Annotated in this window: 12 protein-coding genes; 4 read left to right on the top strand and 8 right to left on the bottom strand. The window is 72.4% G+C overall.

The window, feature by feature from the left end; all coding sequences use genetic code 11:
- Positions 1–196: 196 nt before the first annotated feature.
- From ACZ7RU_RS26345 to ACZ7RU_RS26325, 5 genes are all read right to left on the bottom strand, one after another.
- On the bottom strand, positions 197–5,143 hold the full coding sequence (locus ACZ7RU_RS26345) for an NAD-glutamate dehydrogenase (protein WP_470343441.1): 4,947 nt from the start codon (positions 5,141–5,143) through the stop codon (positions 197–199).
- A 282-nt stretch (positions 5,144–5,425) separates the two neighbouring features.
- Positions 5,426–7,051: an L-glutamate gamma-semialdehyde dehydrogenase gene (pruA, locus tag ACZ7RU_RS26340; RefSeq protein WP_470343633.1), complete on the bottom strand. Its 1,626-nt coding sequence runs from the start codon at positions 7,049–7,051 to the stop codon at positions 5,426–5,428.
- A gap of 161 nt (positions 7,052–7,212) precedes the next feature.
- The gene (locus ACZ7RU_RS26335) at positions 7,213–7,869 is read right to left on the bottom strand and encodes an HAD family hydrolase (RefSeq protein ID WP_470343440.1); all 657 of its coding nucleotides are present in this window, start codon (positions 7,867–7,869) and stop codon (positions 7,213–7,215) included.
- Positions 7,870–7,963: 94 nt separating this feature from the next.
- The gene (locus ACZ7RU_RS26330; protein WP_470343439.1) at positions 7,964–8,473 is read right to left on the bottom strand and encodes a DUF6912 family protein; all 510 of its coding nucleotides are present in this window, start codon (positions 8,471–8,473) and stop codon (positions 7,964–7,966) included.
- A 116-nt stretch (positions 8,474–8,589) separates the two neighbouring features.
- Positions 8,590–9,714 carry a patatin-like phospholipase family protein gene (locus ACZ7RU_RS26325; protein WP_470343438.1) on the bottom strand — a complete coding sequence of 375 codons (1,125 nt, stop codon included), beginning with the start codon at positions 9,712–9,714 and terminating at the stop codon, positions 8,590–8,592.
- Positions 9,715–10,045: 331 nt separating this feature from the next.
- On the opposite strand from ACZ7RU_RS26325, the gene ACZ7RU_RS26320 reads away from it, so the two are divergent.
- Positions 10,046–10,510: an Rv3235 family protein gene (locus tag ACZ7RU_RS26320; RefSeq protein ID WP_470343437.1), complete on the top strand. Its 465-nt coding sequence runs from the start codon at positions 10,046–10,048 to the stop codon at positions 10,508–10,510.
- A 101-nt stretch (positions 10,511–10,611) separates the two neighbouring features.
- On the opposite strand, the gene secA is transcribed toward ACZ7RU_RS26320, so the two are convergent.
- Complete coding sequence (secA, locus tag ACZ7RU_RS26315; RefSeq protein WP_470343436.1) at positions 10,612–13,374, bottom strand: preprotein translocase subunit SecA; 2,763 nt, start codon at positions 13,372–13,374, stop codon at positions 10,612–10,614.
- A gap of 274 nt (positions 13,375–13,648) precedes the next feature.
- On the opposite strand from secA, the gene ACZ7RU_RS26310 reads away from it, so the two are divergent.
- Both ACZ7RU_RS26310 and ACZ7RU_RS26305 read left to right on the top strand, forming a co-directional pair.
- On the top strand, positions 13,649–14,206 hold the full coding sequence (locus tag ACZ7RU_RS26310; protein WP_470343435.1) for a GNAT family N-acetyltransferase: 558 nt from the start codon (positions 13,649–13,651) through the stop codon (positions 14,204–14,206).
- A 37-nt stretch (positions 14,207–14,243) separates the two neighbouring features.
- On the top strand, positions 14,244–15,455 hold the full coding sequence (locus ACZ7RU_RS26305; protein WP_470343434.1) for a winged helix-turn-helix domain-containing protein: 1,212 nt from the start codon (positions 14,244–14,246) through the stop codon (positions 15,453–15,455).
- Positions 15,456–15,480: 25 nt separating this feature from the next.
- On the opposite strand, the gene ACZ7RU_RS26300 is transcribed toward ACZ7RU_RS26305, so the two are convergent.
- The gene (locus tag ACZ7RU_RS26300; protein ID WP_387756842.1) at positions 15,481–16,233 is read right to left on the bottom strand and encodes a response regulator; all 753 of its coding nucleotides are present in this window, start codon (positions 16,231–16,233) and stop codon (positions 15,481–15,483) included.
- A 203-nt stretch (positions 16,234–16,436) separates the two neighbouring features.
- Entirely contained in the window at positions 16,437–17,132 is a 696-nt protein-coding gene (hpf, locus tag ACZ7RU_RS26295; RefSeq protein ID WP_387756841.1) for a ribosome hibernation-promoting factor, HPF/YfiA family, read from the bottom strand.
- Between the two features lie 369 nt (positions 17,133–17,501).
- Between hpf and ACZ7RU_RS26290 the strand changes: the two genes are divergently transcribed.
- Positions 17,502–18,257: a ComF family protein gene (locus ACZ7RU_RS26290; RefSeq protein ID WP_470343433.1), complete on the top strand. Its 756-nt coding sequence runs from the start codon at positions 17,502–17,504 to the stop codon at positions 18,255–18,257.
- Positions 18,258–18,259 lie beyond the last annotated feature (2 nt).

Genomic DNA, 18,259 nt, shown 5'->3' with positions numbered 1-18,259 from the left:
TCCGCGACCCGCCGGGAACTCCGGCGGTAATTGGCGGAGTTTGTGATGCCGCGTTAACCGCAGGGACACATCCCGGGCCCGACCCGGTTCACGCGCAGAGTGATCCGGCCGTCACGCTCCGGAATCCGGGCGGTGTCCCGGAACGCGGAAGGGGCCCGCGTCCGAAGACGCGGGCCCCTTCCGGTACGGCCGTCCGTCAGCGCATCGAACCGGTGCGCAGCAGGGTGCGGATGACGCGCATCGCGACCGAGAGGCTGGACAGCTCGTAGTTGTCCGAACCCCTTATGTCGTCGAGGGTGCTCTTGGCGCGGTTCAGCAGGGTCGAGTTGAGCTCGGCCCAGGCGGTGTACCGCTCCTCCGGGGTGGCCGCCTCGGGGCCGCAGGCCAGGATGTCGGCGGTCAGCGCCGCGTGCGCCGCGAAGAGGTCCTCGCGGATCGCGGCCCGGGCCATCGACGACCAGCGGTCGGTGCGGGGCAGCTCGATGATGCGGTCGAGCAGGTGCGAGATCTGGAGCCGGTCGCCCAGGTCGTAGTAGAGGTCGGCGACCTCGGCGACGTCCTTGCCGGAGCGGTCCGCGACCTCGACGATGTCCAGGGTCGGGAAGACCGAGGAGAGGCCGGCGATCCGGGTGGCCAGCTCCTCCGGCACCCCGGCCGCGGCGAGCTCGTCGTACACCGACTCGAACCAGGTGAGGTCCTCGCCGCGCAGCGGCTTGGGCAGCGAGGCCCAGACCTGGTTGACGCGGTCGTGGAAGAACTCGATGGTGCCGGCGATGTCGAGCGGCTGGCGGCGGTTGTTGAGCATCCACCGGGTGGCGCGCTCGACCAGGCGCCGCGAGTGCAGGCGCATCTTGGTCTGCACCCGGGCCGGGACCTTGTTGTCCAGGCCCTCGATCTCGGCCCAGATCGGCTCCAGGTCGAAGACGGCCCGCGCGGCGGTGTGCGTCCGGGCGATCTCCTCGTAGGTCGCGCCGGTCTCCTCCTTCAGGCGGAAGGCGAAGGTGCAGCCACCGCGGTTGATCGTGTCGTTGACGATCAGCGTGGTGATGATCTCGCGGCGCAGCGCGTGGTTGTCGATGGCGTCGGCGAACCTCGCCCGCAGCGCGCTCGGGAAGTACTCGTGCAGCGCGGTGCGGAAGAACGGGTCGTCCGGCAGCTCGGTGGCCAGCAGCTCCTCGGCCAGGATGATCTTGGTGTACGCGAGCAGGACGGACATCTCGGGCTGCGAGAGGCCGCGGCCGCCCTGCTGGCGCTCACGGATCTGGCGCTCGGTGGGCAGGAACTCCAGCCCCCGGTCCAACTGGCCGGCCGACTCGAAGCGGCTGATCATCCGGGCGTGCACGTTGACCATGCTGTGCGCCTGGGCGACGGCGTTGGCCAGCACCACGTTCTGCGCGTAGTTGTTGCGCAGCACCAGGTGGCCGACCTCGTCGGTCATCTCGGCCAGCAGGGCGTTGCGCTGCTTGACCGTCATGTCGCCCTCGGCGACGACCTGGTTGAGCAGGATCTTGATGTTGACCTCGTGGTCCGAGGTGTCCACGCCGGCCGAGTTGTCGATCGCGTCGGTGTCGATCCAGCCGCCGGCGCCCTCCGGGCCGCCGGTGGCCGCGTACTCGATGCGGCCGAGCTGGGTGCAGCCGAGGTTGCCGCCCTCGCCGATGACCCGGGCCCGGACCTGCTCGCCGTTGACCCGGATGGCGTCGTTGGACTTGTCCCCGACCTCGGCGTTGGTCTCGGTGGAGGCCTTGACGTAGGTGCCGATGCCGCCGTTCCAGAACAGGTCGACGGGCGCCTGGAGGATCGCCTTCATCAGCTCGGCCGGGGTCAGCCGGGTCTCCTCGACGCCGAGGGCGGCCCGGACCTGCGGGGTCAGCTGGATCGACTTCGCCGACCGGGGGTGCACCCCGCCGCCGGCCGAGATCAGCGACTTGTCGTAGTCGTCCCAGGAGCTGCGCGGCAGCTCGAACAGGCGGCGGCGCTCGGCGTACGAGGTGGCCGCGTCCGGGTTCGGGTCGAGGAAGATGTGGCGGTGGTCGAAGGCGGCGACCAGGCGGATGTGCTCACTGAGCAGCATGCCGTTGCCGAAGACGTCGCCGGACATGTCGCCGATGCCGATGACGGTGAAGTCCTCGGTCTGGGTGTCGACGCCGAGCTCGCGGAAGTTGCGCTTGACCGACTCCCAGGCGCCGCGGGCGGTGATGCCCATGCCCTTGTGGTCGTAGCCGGCCGAGCCGCCGGAGGCGAACGCGTCGCCCAGCCAGAAGCCGTAGGACTCGGCGACGCCGTTGGCGATGTCCGAGAAGGTCGCGGTGCCCTTGTCGGCGGCGACGACCAGGTAGGTGTCGTCCTCGTCGTGGCGGACCACGTCGGCCGGGTGCACGACCTCGCCGCCGACCAGGTTGTCGGTGATGTCGAGCAGCGCCGAGATGAAGGTCTTGTACGAGGAGACGCCCTCGGCCAGCCAGGCGTCGCGGTCGACCGCCGGGTCCGGCAGCTGCTTGGCGACGAAGCCGCCCTTGGCGCCGACCGGGACGATGACGGTGTTCTTGACCATCTGCGCCTTGACCAGGCCCAGGATCTCGGTGCGGAAGTCCTCGCGCCGGTCGGACCAGCGCAGACCGCCGCGGGCGACCTTGCCGAAGCGCAGGTGGACGCCCTCGACCTGCGGCGAGTAGACCCAGATCTCGAACGCCGGGCGCGGGGCCGGCAGGTCCGGGATGGCCTTCGGGTCGAACTTCATCGACACGTAGGAGTGCCACTCGCCGGAGCCGGAGCGCTGGAAGAAGTTGGTCCGCAGGGTGGCCTTGATGAGGTTCAGGAAGGAGCGCAGGATGCGGTCCTCGTCCAGCGAGACGACCTCGTCGAGGGCGCCGGCCAGCTCCTCCAGGATGCCCTCGGTCAGCTCCAGGGCGCCCGAACGGTGGCTCGGGCTCAGCCGGGCCTCGAACAGGTTGACCAGCAGCCGGGTGGTGTGGGTGTTGTTGCGGAGCGCGTCCTCCATGTAGTCCTGGGAGAACGTGGAGCCCGCCTGGCGCAGGTACTTGGCGTACGCGCGCAGCATCATCGCCTGGCGCCAGGTCAGCCCGGCGGTGAGGACCAGCTCGTTGAAGCCGTCGTTCTCGGCCCGGCCGGTCCAGGTGGCGGCGAAGGTCTCCTGGAAGCGCTCGCGGGCCTCGTCGGTGAGCTCGGTGGCCTCGCGCAGCTTCAGGCCGAAGTCGTAGACCCACGCGGTGGTGCCGTCGGAGCGGCGCAGCGCGTACGGGTGCTCGTCCAGCACCTCGACGCCCAGGCGCTGGAGCACCGGCAGGACCTCGGTGAGCGAGATCGGGCCGCCGACCCGGTAGATCTTGAAGCGGCGCTCGTCGTCGCCGGCGCCGACCGGCTGGTACAGGTTCAGCCGGAAGTCGCCCTCGCCGTGCAGCGCCTCGATCTGCTTGATGTCGGCGACGGCGGTGCGCGGCGGGAAGTCGGCGCGGTAGCCGTCGGGGAAGGCGTTGGCGTACTTGTGGCCGAGCTCGGCGGCCTTCTCCTCGCCCAGCTCGGTGTGCAGCTGGTCGTGGAAGCCGTCCATCCAGAACCGGGCGGCCTCGGCCAGGCGGTTCTCGATCCGCTCGATGTCCGTCTCGGTGAGCTGCGGCAGCTCGGTGCCCGGGGCGACCCGGACCACGAAGTGCAGACGGGTCAGCACCGACTCGGTGGCGTACACCGTGTAGTCGATGGTGGCGCCGTTCAGCTCCTCCTTGAGGATGTCGGTGATCAGCAGCCGGATGCGCGTGGTGTAGCGGTCGCGCGGCAGGTAGATGAACGCCGAGAAGTAGCGCCCGTACTCGTCCTGGCGCAGGAACAGCCGCAGCTTGCGGCGCTCCTGGAGGTAGAGCACGCTCGTCGCGATGGAGAGCAGCTCGGAGGCCGGGGTCTGGAAGATCTCGTCCCGCGGGAAGGTCTCCATGATCTGGAGCAGGTCGCGGCCGTCGTGGCTCTCGCTGGAGAAGCCGGACTCCTCCAGCACCTCCTGGACCTTGCGGCGCACCACCGGGATGCGGGTGACCGACTCGGTGTAGGCGGCGGAGGAGAACAGGCCGAGGAAGCGGCGCTCGCCGACCGGCTCGCCGTTGGCGTCGAACTTCTTCACGCCGACGTAGTCCAGGTAGGCCGGGCGGTGCACGGTGGCACGGCTGTTGGCCTTGGTGAGGACGAGCAGCTTCTTCTCGTGGGCCTTGGCGCGCACCGGCGCGGAGAGCCGGCCGAAGGCTTCGCTGACCGCGTGGTGGCGGTCGTCGTGGCTGTGCGGGTCGGAGCGCAGGATGCCGAGGCCGGTCCCGGCGACGGCCTTGAGGACCTCCTCGCCCTCGTGCTCGACCAGGTCGTACTCGCGGTAGCCGAGGAAGGTGAAGTGGTCGTCGGCGAGCCAGCGCATCAGCTCCCAGGCCTCGCCGACCTCCTGCTCGGGCAGGCCGGCCGGGGGCTGCTCGGCCAGCTCGTCGGCCAGGCGCAGGGCGCTCTCGCGCATCTTGCCCCAGTCCTCGACGACCTCGCGGACGTCGCCGAGCACGCGGCGCAGGTCGGACTCGATGGCGCGCAGGTCGTCGCGGTCGGTCTCGCGGTCGATCTCGATGTGCATCCACGACTCGACGGTCGCGTCGGCCGGCCACTCGGTGCCGGCGGCCTGGCTGCGGGAGCAGGCGTCGACGTCCAGGATCTCCAGCAGCTTGCCGGTGATGTCGCGGCGGACGACCAGCTGGGGGTGGATCACGACGTGGATGCCGCGGTCCTGGCGGGACAGCTCGTTGGTGACGGAGTCGACCAGGAAGGACATGTCGTCGGTGACGATCTCGACGACCGTGTGGCCGCAGGACCAGCCGTTCTCCTCGACCGAGGGGGTGTGGACCCGCACCTCGGCGGTGCCCTGCGGGCGCTTGAGCCCCAGGCGGTAGTGGGAGGCGGCCGCGCCGTAGACGTCGACCGGGTCGCGGTCGACCAGGTCCTCGGGCGCGGTGTGGAGGTAGTAGTGGTGCAGGTACGCGGTCAGAGCACCGTTGCTCAGACCCTCCCCCGGCGCCGCTCCCCCCACCTGGCTGTTCTCAGCGGCTGCGGCTGCCTTCTTGAGCAGTTCGGCCTTGGCTGCGTCCAGCTTGGTCTGCATGACTTCTTGGCTCCTGTCGCGCGCCGTTGCGTGACTCGGTGGTGTGTGGATGTACACCGACGGGTCACCGCAATCCTGCCGCACCATCCGACTGAAAGGCTCATGCACGCATGAAACGTCCTCCCAGCGGGTAGGACGTCACGTTCGTCCTGCAAGCCACCCGACGACGCCAGCCAGCCTAACCGGATCAATCGAAGGTGCACAGGGACAGGTAGGAGCAAACCCGCAGGAAGTGGCGTCCGTCCTGGACACCTTGTCCAAACCGGACCCCGATGTTCACTCTCAGCCCATGTGCGGGTAGCCGTGGTGGGTCGGCGGGACGAAGGTCTCCTTGATCGACCGGGCCGAGGTCCAGCGGAGCAGGTTCTGCGCGGCACCCGCCTTGTCGTTGGTGCCGGAGGCCCGGCCGCCGCCGAAGGGCTGCTGGCCGACGACGGCGCCGGTGGGCTTGTCGTTGATGTAGAAGTTCCCCGCGGTGAAGCGCAGCTCCTCGACGGCCTGGGCGATGGCGTAACGATCCTGCGCGACGACCGAGCCGGTCAGGCCGTACGGGGCGCCGCCGTCGACCCGGCGGAGCACGTCGTCCCAGCGGGAGTCCTCGTAGACGTGGACGGCGAGGATCGGGCCGAAGTACTCGGTCCGGAAGATGTCGCCCCGGTGGTCGGAGGAGACCAGTACGGTCGGCCGGACGAACCAGCCGATCGCGTCGTCGTACTGCCCTCCGGCCGCCAGTTCGATCGTCGGATCGGCCTTCGCCCGGTCGATGGCGTCCCGGTTCCTCTCGAAGGCCCGCCGGTCGATCAGGGCGCCCATGAAGTTGGACAGGTCGGTCACGTCGCCCACCGGGAGCGCGTCCACCTCGGCCAGGAAGTCGTCCTTGATCCGCTGCCAGAGGCTGCGCGGCAGGTAGGCGCGGGAGAGCGCCGAGCACTTCTGGCCCTGGTACTCGAAGGCGCCGCGGACCAGCGCGGTCCGCAGGATGTCCGGGTCGGCCGAGCGGTGGGCCAGCAGGAAGTCCTTGCCGCCGGTCTCGCCGACGATCCTCGGGTACGTGCGGTAGCCGCCGATGTTGGCGCCGATGGTCTGCCACAGGGACTGGAAGGTGGCGGTGGAACCGGTGAAGTGCAGCCCGGCGAACGCCGGATCGGCCAGCACCACCGGGGAGACCTGGAGGCCGTCGCCGGTCACCAGGTTGATCACCCCGGGCGGCAGGCCGGCCGCCTCCAGCAGCCGCATCAGGTGGTACGCGGCCAGGGTCTGGGTCGGCGCGGGCTTCCAGACCACGGTGTTGCCCATCAGCGCGGGGGCGGTGGGCAGGTTGCCGGCGATCGCGGTGAAGTTGAACGGGGTGACCGCGTAGACGAAACCTTCCAGCGGGCGGTGGTCGGTGCGGTTCCACACGCCGGGCGAGGAGACCGGCTGGTCGGCCAGGATCTGCCGGGCGAACCGGACGTTGAACCGCCAGAAGTCGATCAGCTCGCAGGCGGAGTCGATCTCCGCCTGCTGGGCGGTCTTGGACTGGCCGAGCATGGTGGCCGCGTTGAGCGTCTCCCGCCAGGGGCCGGCCAGCAGGTCGGCGGCGCGCAGGAAGACCGCCGCGCGGTCGTCGAAGGAGAGCGAACGCCACTGCCGCCCGGCGGCCAGCGCCGCGTCCACCGCCGCCCGGGCGTCCTCCCGGGTGGCGTTGCCGAGCACGCCCAGCTTGGCGGCGTGGTGGTGCGGCTGGACCACCTCGATCCGCTCACCGCCGCCGAACCGCTGCTCGCCGCCGATGGTCATCGGCAGCGGGACCTGCTCGGCCGCCAGCTCGTCCAGCCGCCGGACCAGCCGGTCCCGCTCCGGGCTGCCGGGCGCGTACGACCGCACCGGCTCGTTGACCGGCACCGGCACCTCGGTGACTGCGTCGATGGGCATGGGGCTCCGTCCTGGCGGCTGGTCGGGTGTGACACCAGCCTGACCAGCCGGAGCGCGATCCGCCCGTTCAGACACGCGGACGGCGGACGTGGCGCCCGCCACGTCCGGCCGGTCGGGGGCGGCCCGTGAACCGTCCGCGTGTCTGAACCGGGGGGTCAGCCCGCGATCCGGCCGGCCAGCTCGACCGCCTCGGCCAGGCTGTCCACCACCGGCACGCCGACCGGCTCCAGCTTCTCCCGGGTGTGCGAACCGCCGGTGTAGAGCACCGCGTGGGCCCCCGCGCCGAGCGCCGCCAGGGCGTCGTCCGCGGCGTCGCCGATCAGCACCGTACGGGCCGGGTCCACCCGCTCGCCGAGCGCGGCCAGGTGCCGGGTCAGGTGCTCCGCCTTCTGGCCGCCGGACGGGCCGCTGCGGCCGTCCACCCGCAGGAAGCCGCCGGTCAGGCCGAAGGTGTCGACCAGCGGCACCAGCCGGTCGTGCTCGTACATCGACAGCAGCGACTGGCTGTTCCCGGCCTCCCGCCAGCCGTCCAGCAGCTCGCGCACGCCCTCGGCCAGCCCGCAGGCCCGGCTGAGCTCCCGGTAGCGGTCGTGGAACGCGTCGTCGAGCCTCAGCCACTCCTCCGTGGAGGGCATCCGGCCGAGCAGTCGCTGGTAGAAGCGGGGGATCGGGACCTCGTACTGCTCCCGGTACTCCTGGAGGGTCATCGGTCCGATGCCGATGGTCGCGAAGGCGGCGTTGCTCGCCCCCAGCACGGCCTCCATGTCGTGGAAGAGCGTGCCGTTCCAGTCCCAGACGATGTGAGTGCGCACAGGGTGAAACGGTAACCCGGCCGGGTGACACGCCGGTAGGACGGAACTCACGCCGACCGGGCCCACGCCGACCAAGGCTCAGGCCGACCAGGGCTCAGGCCAGCAGGGAGGGGATCTCCTGGGTCGCGTACCAGAGCAGGTCGTGGTCCTCGGCGCCGTCCACGGTGAACTGGGCGTCCTGGTCGCCCGCGTCGGCCGCGGCCACCGCGGCCACCGCCGCCGCGACGTCCGTGACCACCTCGTCGTCGGCCACGTCGGCGTGCACCGCGGCCGCCTTGGCCAACCGCACCGGGCCGGCCAGCACCACCCGGCCGAGCGAGGCCTGGTCCTGGTACTCGTCACCGGGGAAGGGCCGCACCGAGGCGTCGGCCACGTCCAGCGCCACCACGACCCGGCGGCGCGGGGCCCGCGGGTCGGCGGCCAGCTGCCGCAGCGAGGCCTGCGCGGCCCGGTTCAGCGCCGCGTACTCCAGCTCCTCGAGGTCGTCGCTGACGTACCACTCGCGCAGCGCGGGGGTCACGGCGTACGCGGCGGACTGCTCCAGGGAGCCGCCCTCGTGCGCCGCCGCCAGGCCGGTCAGGGTGGTGGGCAGGTACACGCGCATCGGTGGCACTCTCCGGTTCGTCCAGCGGGGTTCGTCCAGCGGCACAGATTCTGCAGCGCCCCCAGAATAAGCGCCGCCGGACCGGCCGTGATCACCTCCGGTGCGGGGGCGGGCGCTCACCGCTGGGCGCCGAGCGCCTCCCGGCTGGTGCGCAGGGCGCTCTCCAGGACGGCGCCCCGGCGGGCCGGGTCCATCATGTTCGGGCCCATCACGGCGAGGTCCGCCGGGGTCGGCGCGAGCAGCCGCACCCGGACGCCCTCGGCCCGCAGCAGCGCGGCCTCGCGCAGCAGCTGCCGGGTGACGGCGCGGCGGTAGCGGCTGACCAGCTGGGCGAGGACGCCGCGCGGGCGGTCCCGGGCGCGCCACTCGCGCAGGGCGGCCAGGACGTCGCGGCCGCGCCGGAGCCGCCCCTGACCTCCGGCCCGCCCGGGCCGGGGGTCCAGCCGCAGGGCCATCGGGGCGAGCACGTACACCTCGTCCAGCCCCCGGCCGAGCATCAGGTCGGCGTTGGTGGCGGACCAGCAGCCGCCGTCCACGTACGCCGAGCCGTCCAGCCGCACCGGCGCGAACCAGCCGGGGATCGCGCAGGAGGCCATCACCGCGTCGGGCACCGGGACGGCGGGGGCGTCCGGGTCGCCGAACACCACCCGGCGGCCGCTGCGGTAGTCCACGGCCACCACCCGCAACGGCGATCCCCCGCCACCGGGCGGCCCACCGGCACCGGACGTCGCACCGGAGCCGGACGTCGCACCGGAGCCGAGCAGGCCGCGGACCAGCTCGCCGACCGGCGTCAGCGAACCGCGGCCGTGCGGCGCGATCGCCGAGACCATGGTCAGCAACGGGTAGGTGCGCGGGTGCCGGACGGCGTCGCGCAGCAGGCCGGGCGAGCCGATGCCGGCCCGGGGGCGGGGCGGCAGCGCGCCGCCGACGGCGGTGTCGTAGTCGAAGGCCGCCCCGGCCAGCGGCCCCTCGGTGATCGGCAGGCCGCGCTGGTGGTCGCGCAGCTGGTCGGGGCGGATGCCGCCGGCCAGCATCGCGGCGAGGATCGCGCCGGCCGAGGTGCCGAGCAGCACGTCGGCCTCGCCCGGTTGGCGCCCGGTCACCTCCTCGACGGCGCACAGCGCACCGACCGTCCAGGCCGCGCCGAGCATCCCGCCGCCGCCCAGCACCAGGCCGCGCCGGGGCGCACCCGCGCCGGCCGGGGCACCGCCCGCGGCCCGCGCCGCCGCCCGTGTCGTCATACCGGCCGCCCCTCGTCGTGGGAGCCCCCGTCCGCTCCCGGCCAGGCTCCGATGGTGCGCGCCGGGCCGGTACGGCGCAATGCGGCGGCCGGGCGCCGCCACCCGGTCCGCCCAGCCGGAGCGTCCCCTTTCGGACCGTACGGCCCGTCCCCGCACGTCAACCGGACGCCGCGGCCCGACCCTCCGACCCGGCGCCGCACTGGCCGGTTCACCCGGATAGGTGAAGTCGGCAGCCCGCTCCGGCCGCCCCGGAAACCCGTTGCCGCCCCGCGTGGGACGCCCCCAGCCTGGACCCGTCCGTACCCGCACCACCCGGCCGAGGAGCCCCGCCGTGACCGTCCGCTGCAACGCCCACCCCACCGTCCACCCGCACCGCCGTCCGCGCACCGCCGGCGGCTGCGACCCGGCCGGGCGCCGCCCGCGCCACCCGCGCGCCGCCTGCGCCGCCGCCCCCGGGGCCACCCCCGGACCCGACTCCGGGGCGCTGGCCGGCCGGTTCGCCCGCCGGCTGGTCGAGGTGCTCACCGGCGCACGGCCCTCCGGCCAGCTGATGCGGCACACCAGCCTGGACGGCTACGGGCAGCTCGCCTCGCTGGTCCGGGCCGGCGCGCTGCGCCGCGGCGGCCCCGCCGACCGGCCCCGGCTCGGCCCGGTGCACGAACGCTCGCCCTCACCGGACGCGGTCGAGGCCTGCGTACGGGTCGACCTCGGCCGACGGCACCACATGGTGGCCTTCCGGCTGGAGCAGCGCGGCCCGGCCGGGCAGTGGCAGTGCACCGCCGTGGAGGCCCGGTGAGCGTCCTGTCGCACCCCCGGCGGTACCCGACGGCGCAGGGCGCCGCCCCGGTCCGGGAACGGCGCCCTGCGAGGCGTCCTGGCTGGTCTCCAGCGGCGGGCTCAGCCCTTGCGGCGGCGGCCCTTGGCCGACTTCGCGGCCTTGCGGCGCTCGGCGCGGGTCAGCCCGTCGCCCTCGTCCTCCGGCGCGAGGTCCTCGAAGTCGCCCTCGATGACACCGCCGCCGATCTCGTCCGAGGGGGCCGTGTAGTGCAGCCGCTGCGGCTTCGGGGCCTCCAGGCCCTTGGCCTTGATCTCCGGGCGGGCGGCTTCCTTCTCCAGCTTGTCGAGCACCACCTGGGCGTCCTCGACCGGGACCTCCTCGACCTGCTGCTCGACCTGGACCTCCAGGTTGAACAGGTAGCCGACGGACTCCTCCTTGATGCCCTCCATCATCGCGGTGAACATGTCGAAGCCCTCACGCTGGTACTCGACCAGCGGGTCGCGCTGCGCCATGGCCCGCAGGCCGATGCCCTCCTGGAGGTAGTCCATCTCGTAGAGGTGCTCGCGCCAGCGGCGGTCCAGCACCGACAGCACGACCCGGCGCTCCAGCTCGCGCATGATCTCCGCGCCCAGCTGGTCCTCACGGGCGCCGTACTGCGCCTGGATGTCCTCCTGGATGGACTTGATCAGGAACTCGGGGGTCAGCCCGGCCTGGCCGCCGGCCTCCTCCTCCAGCTCCTCCAGGTCCAGGGTGACCGGGTAGAGCTGCTTGAGCGCCGTCCAGAGCTTCTCCAGGTCCCAGTCGTCCTCGAAGCCCTCGCCGGTGGCCGCCCGGACGTACGCCTCGACGGTGTCGTCCATGAAGTGGCCGACCTGCTCCTGGAGGTCCTCGCCCTCCAGCACCCGGCGGCGCTCGCCGTAGATGACCTCGCGCTGGCGGTTGAGCACCTCGTCGTACTTGAGGACGTTCTTGCGGATCTCGAAGTTCTGCTGCTCGACCTGGGTCTGCGCGGAGGCGATGGCGCGGGTGACCATCTTCGACTCGATCGGCACGTCCTCGGGCACGTTGGCCATCGAGAGCACGCGCTCGACCATGCCGGCCTTGAACAGGCGCATCAGGTCGTCGCCCAGCGACAGGTAGAAGCGGGACTCGCCCGGGTCGCCCTGACGGCCGGAGCGGCCGCGCAGCTGGTTGTCGATCCGGCGGGACTCGTGCCGCTCGGTGCCGAGGACGTAGAGGCCGCCGGCCTCCTTGACCTCGTCCTGCTCGGCCTTCACCGAGGCCTTGGCCTTCTCCAGCGCGGCCGGGAAGGCGGCCTCGTACTCCTCCGGGGTGTCCGTCGGGGTCAGCCCGCGCTGCGCCAGCTCGGCGGCGGCCAGGTGGTCGGCGTTGCCGCCCAGCATGATGTCGGTGCCGCGGCCGGCCATGTTGGTGGCGACGGTGACGGCGCCCTTGCGGCCGGCCTGCGCGACGATCTGCGCCTCGCGCTCGTGGTGCTTGGCGTTCAGCACCTCGTGCGGGATGCCGCGCTTGCGCAGCTCCTGCGACAGGTACTCGGACTTCTCGACCGACACGGTGCCGACCAGCACCGGCTGGCCCTTCTCGTGCTTCTCGGCGATGTCCTCGACCACGGCGGCGAACTTGGCCGGCTCCGACTTGTAGATCAGGTCGGGCTGGTCGATGCGCAGCGGCGTCTTGTTGGTCGGGATCGGCACCACGCCGAGCTTGTAGATCTGGTGGAACTCGGCGGCCTCGGTGGTGCCGGTACCGGTCATGCCCGCGAGCTTGTCGTACAGGCGGAAGAAGTTCTGCAGGGTGATGGTGGCCAGGGTCTGGTTCTCGTTCTGGACCTCCACCCCCTCCTTGGCCTCGATCGCCTGGTGCATGCCCTCGTTGTAGCGGCGGCCGGCCAGGATGCGGCCGGTGTGCTCGTCGACGATCATGACCTCGCCGTTCATCACGACGTAGTCCTTGTCCCGCTTGTACAGCTCCTTCGCCTTGATGGCGTTGTTCAGGAAGCCGACCAGCGGGGTGTTCACCGACTCGTAGAGGTTGTCGATGCCCAGGTAGTCCTCGACCCGGGAGACGCCCTCCTCCAGGATGCCGACGGTGCGCTTCTTCTCGTCGACCTCGTAGTCGCGGTCGATCTTCAGGCGCAGCACCAGCTTGGCGAAGTCGGCGTACCACTTGGTCGCCTGGTCGGCCGGGCCGGAGATGATCAGCGGGGTGCGGGCCTCGTCGATGAGGATCGAGTCGACCTCGTCGACGATCGCGAAGTAGTGGCCGCGCTGGACGAGTTCGTCCTGCGACCAGGCCATGTTGTCGCGCAGGTAGTCGAAGCCGAACTCGTTGTTGGTGCCGTACGTGATGTCCATCCCGTACTGGCGCTTGCGCTCGACCGGCGTCATGCTGCCGAGGATCACGCCGACTTCGAGGCCGAGGAAGCGGTGCACCCGGCCCATCCACTCCGAGTCGCGCTCGGCGAGGTAGTCGTTGACGGTGATCAGGTGGACGCCCTTGCCGGTGAGCGCGTTCAGGTACGCCGGCAGGGTGCCGACGAGGGTCTTGCCCTCACCGGTGCGCATCTCGGCCACGTAGCCGTAGTGCAGCGCGGCGCCGCCCATCAGCTGGACGTCGTAGTGCCGCTGGCCGAGGACGCGCTTGGCGGCCTCGCGGACGGTGGCGAACGCCTCGGGGAGGAGGTCGTCCAGGGTCTCGCCGTCGGCGAGCCGCTGCTTGTACTCGTCGGTCAGTGCGCGCAGCTCGGCGTCGGTGAGGTTGACGAAGTCCTCTTCGATGGAGTTGACCTGGGCAGCAATCCGCTGCAGCTTGCGAAGGATCTTGCCCTCGCCTGCGCGCAAGATCTTGTCGAAGACGGACACGTGAGCGGGCTCCTTGCCTGTATTGGCACTGGACGACTGCACGGGGGGTCCACCCCACCGCACGGGCCATCGTATGCGAGGAGTCCAACCCCCCGGGAGGTGCGTCAGCACGGTATTCCCGTGTCACCCGCGCGAGCACATGGCCCGATAGCACCGTCCACCGGGACAAAACGGTCGGCGGGCCGGAGAGTTGGCCGTCCGCGGTACCGGCGGACCGGCGGACCGGCGGAATAACCGGATGCCCGCTTTCCTCGTCCGGCGAAATAATCCGTTCATGGAAGAAACCAGCACCGAACCGGTCGTCCTCACCACCGAACGACTCGTCCTGCGCGCTCCGCGGGAGTCCGACATCGACGCGGTCTTCGCCGCGTGCCAGGACCCGGAGATCCAGCGCTGGACCGTCGTCCCGTCCCCGTACCGGCGCGAGGACGCGGAGTTCTTCGTGCGCGATCTCGCCATTGAGGGCTGGCGTACCGGGGCGAACCGGATCTGGTGCGTTTTCGAGCGCGATTCCGGCACCCTGGTCGGCTCCCAGGGCCTCGTCCTGCGCGCCCACGACCCGGGCTCCGCCGAGATCGGCTGGTGGGCCGCGAAGGAGTTCCGCGGCCGCGGTTACACCACCGAGGCCGCCCGCGCCGTCTCCCACTACGGCCTGCGCGAGCTCGGCCTGCGCCGCCTGGAGTGGCTGGCCTACGTCGGCAACGCGGGCTCCCGCGCGGTCGCCGAGAAGGCGGGCTACCGCTTCGAGGGCACCCTGCGCTCGTACGCGGAGCAGCGCGGCGTCTTCCACGACGCCTGGGTCGCCTCCCTGCTGCCCTCCGACCTGGGCTGAGTCCGCGCTGTCGGTGCCCCCGGCTACGCTCGCCGGCATGACCGCCGCTGCCGCCCGCCCCGCCCCCGTCGCCGTCCTCAGCGCGGACGACGCCCGCCGGATCGCCCTGCGCGCCCAGGGCCTGCTGGGCGCGCCGGACCGCCGCGGCGGGGTGCGGGGGGTGCTGCGGCACCTGGGCGCCGTCCAGTTGGACACCATCTCGGTGCTCGCCCGCTCGCACGAGCTGGTGCCGTACGCCCGCCTCGGCGCGGTCGGCCGCCCGGCCGTCGAGGCGGCGTACTGGGGCGGCGGCACGAGCTTCGAGTACTGGTCGCACGCGGCCTGCGTCCTGCCGGTCGAGGAGTGGCCGCTGTTCGCCTTCCGGCGCCGCCGCTACCGCGACCGCGGCCACCTCTGGGGCCACCAGGTCGCGCCCGAGACCTACCGCGCCGTGCTCGACAAGCTGCGCGCCGAGGGGCCGTTGACCTCCACCGAGCTGGGCGGCGCCAAGCGGACCGCCGAGTGGTGGGACTGGTCCGACACCAAGATCGCGGTCGAGCGGGCGCTGGCCTTCGGCGACGTGGTCTGCACCGAGCGCCGGAGCTGGAAGCGGGTCTACGCGCTGGCCGAACAGGCCGTCCCGGACGCCCTGTTCGGCCAGGACCTGCCGGACGAGGAGTGCGTGCGCACCCTGGTCACCCAGGCCGGCGCCGCGCTCGGCGTGGCCACCCGGGCCGACCTGCTGGACTACCACCGGCTGCGCGCCGAGCAGTTGGACCCGGTGCTCGCCGACTGCGGGCTCGTCCCGGTCGAGGTGGCCGGCTGGGGCCCGGACGGCGCCCCGGCCCCCGCCTGGGCGGACCCGGCCGCCCTCGCCACCGCCCCGCGCGGGCGCCACCGCACCACCCTGCTCTCGCCGTTCGACTCGCTGGTCTGGGACCGCGCCCGCACCGAGCGGATCTTCGGCATGACGCACCGGCTGGAGGCCTACACGCCCAAGCACAAGCGGGTGCACGGCTACTTCGCGATGCCGCTGCTGGCCGGCGGCCGTCTGATCGGCCGGGTCGACCCGGCCCGCGAGGGCCGCACGCTGGTCGCCCGGCAGGTCTCGCTGGACGGCGGCCGGGCAGGCGGCGCCCGGCACGTCGAGGCCCTGGCGACGGCCCTGCGCGAGGCGGCCGCCTGGGTCGGCTGCGAGGAGGTGCGGGTCGGGACGCTGCACGACGAGCGGCTGCGCCCGGCCCTGGAGAAGCTGCTGGCCGGCCGCTAGCGGCAGCCCCCAAGTCCCTTCCCGCTCACCCTATTTCGAGGATCTTCTCGCGCATCGCGTACACCACGGCCTCCATCCTGGAGTGCAGCTGGAGCTTCTCCAGGATGTTGCGCACGTGGTTCTTCACGGTGTTCTCGCTGATGAACAGCTCCTTGGCGATCTCCCGGTTGTTCATCCCGGTCGCCACCAGCTTGAGCACCTCCAGTTCCCGGTCGGTGAGCCGGGGTGCGGGCACCAGGTCCCGGTCGTCGGAGCGGCGCTGGATCATCGACTTGAACTCGGTGAGCAGCTTGGAGGCCATCGACGGGCTGATCTGGGACTGCCCGTCGGCGACCGCGCGGATCGCGGTGGCGACCTCGTCGGTGGAGATCTCCTTGAGCAGGTAGCCGGTGGCCCCCGCCTTGATCGCCTCGTAGAGGTCGGCCTCCTCGTCGCTTATCGTCAACATGATGATCTTGGTGCTGGGCGCCACGTCCTTGATCGCCGTACAGGCCTCGATCCCGCTGCGGCGCGGCATCCGGACATCCATCAGGATGATGTCGGGCAGCAGGTCGGCGGCCTTCAGCACGGCCTCCGCGCCGTCCCCCGCCTCGCCGACGACCTTGATGTCCGGCTCCTCCGCGAGGACGATCTCCAGCCCCCGGCGGAACAGCGCGTGGTCGTCCACCACCAACACGCGGATCGGCTCACCCCGGTGCGGCTCGTACGCGGGCTCGTCCTCCGCCCCCAACGGCAGACCAGGCCCGGCCCCGGGCCCCAGCCCGAAGTGATCCCCCATCCGCTCCTCCCCCTTCGCGGGTCGTCGTACGCCAATCATTCCACGCTCCGACACCGCCACGGTCACCCTCCGATGCCGATTCCCCCGCATCGGGTGACCCCTCGCCCCGGGACGCGACGCGTTCGAACCGCCCCTACCCCGAACGCCGGTGACCCCGGCGGCCACGGGCCGCCGGGGTCACCACTCCATCGCTGCTCGGACGGTCAGTCCTCGTCGTCGGCCCCGCCGATCGCGCCGCCCGCCCCGCCGCCCGGCCCGGCCGCCAGGTCGGTCTGCAGGTGGATGACGCCGTAGTGGTAACCGTGCCGGCGGTAGACCACGCTCGGCAGGCCGCTGTCCTTCTCCACGAAGAGGTAGAAGTCGTGGCCGACCAGCTCCATCTCGTAGAGCGCCTGGTCCAGCGCCATGGGGGCGGCCGGGTGCGTCTTCTCCCGGACCACCAGCGGGCCTTCGCCCTCCACTTCCAGGGATCCCATCATGGTCTTGCGGACGGCGCCGTTCGTCTCGCCCTCCGGCGCCGTCGTGTCCGGCAGCGCGGCCAGGGCCGCGGTCGCCTCGGCGACGCTGATCGGGGTGCGGCCGTTCGCGCCGCCCTTGTGCACCCGACGCCGGTCCGCGGACTTGCGCAGCTGCGCGTCGAGCTTCGCCGAAGCCAGGTCGAGCGCCGCGTACGGGTCGCCGGCGGCGGCTTCGGCCCTGATCACGGGGCCGCGGCTGCGGAGAGTGATCTCCACCCGATCGGACCGGTCGGCCTGCCGCGGGTTGTGCTCCTTGGACACCTCGACGTCGAGGCTGATGGCCTTGGCGTCGAACTTCTGGACCTTCTCCAGCTTCTCGGCCACGTGCTCGCGGAACCTCTTGGGCACCTCGGTCTTGCGGCCCTTGACGACGATGTCCACGCAGAACTCCGATCCCTCGTGCTGACGCCGATCCGGGTGCTACCGGACCGGACTGAGACCCAGCTGGACCAGCCCATCCACTGCCGGCCCCCCGCCCCCGCCGCCAGCGGCGGGAAACGACTGGCCCTCACCTCACTTCCTCCCCACCAGGGACGGTTGAAACCCCCTGGGCCTTATCGAACACCTCACACGGGCTTTTCGCCTCCCCGGGCGACAAGGAGGGTATGACCCGATACTGCGGCCGGGCGGTCAAGCTGGTGCACCCTGTCTACCCTCCCGCGGGTGAAGTATGGGTAACTACCTGGACAACGCCCCCCATACGGCGCATCCTTTGCTGACTCTCCGTGCCTGCCGCCGCCAGGAGCAGCCGTGCCGCCGTCCCCCTCCCCCGCCCGTCCGCCCTCCGCCCAGGGGCCGTTCGGCCACGCACTGGCCGGGCTGCTGGACGTCCTGCTGCCCGCCGACTGCGCGGGCTGCGGCAGCGAACGGACCCAGCTCTGCCCGGCCTGCCGGCACGTGCTGGCCACCGCCCGGCCGGCCCCCACCCCGCTGCCCTGGACGCACGCCGCCGCGCCGTACACCGGTCCGGTCCGGCAGTTGCTGCTCGCCCACAAGGAGCGCGGCGCGCTGCGGCTGGCCGGGCCGCTCGGCGAGGCCCTCGGCCGGGCGGTGCGCTCCGCCCTGGGGGCGCGGGCCGGGGCCGCGCCGCTGCTGCTGGTCCCGATGCCCTCGGCGCGCTCGGCCGTCCGCGCCCGCGGGCACGATCCGACGCTGCGGCTGGCCGGGGCGGCCGCCCGCTCGCTGCGCCGGGCCGGCCTGGACGTCCGGGCCGCCCCGCTGCTGCGGCACGCCCGGCCGGTCGCCGACCAGGCCGGGCTGAACGCGGCCGAGCGGCGCCGCAACCTGCACGGCGCGCTCACCGTGCTGCCGCGCGCCCGGACCGGGGCGGCGGGTCTCGCGGGCTTGGCGGGCCCATCAGGCCTGGCGGGCCGTCACCCGGTGCTGGTGGACGACCTGGTGACCACCGGGGCCAGCCTCGCCGAGGCCGCCCGGGCACTGGCCGACGCCGGCCTGCCGGCCCGGGCCGGCGCCACGGTCGCGGCCACGGTGCACCCGGCCCACTGAGC

Source organism: Kitasatospora sp. NPDC114501, assembly GCF_055633695.1.
This window is presented reverse-complemented; position numbering and strand designations above follow the sequence as displayed.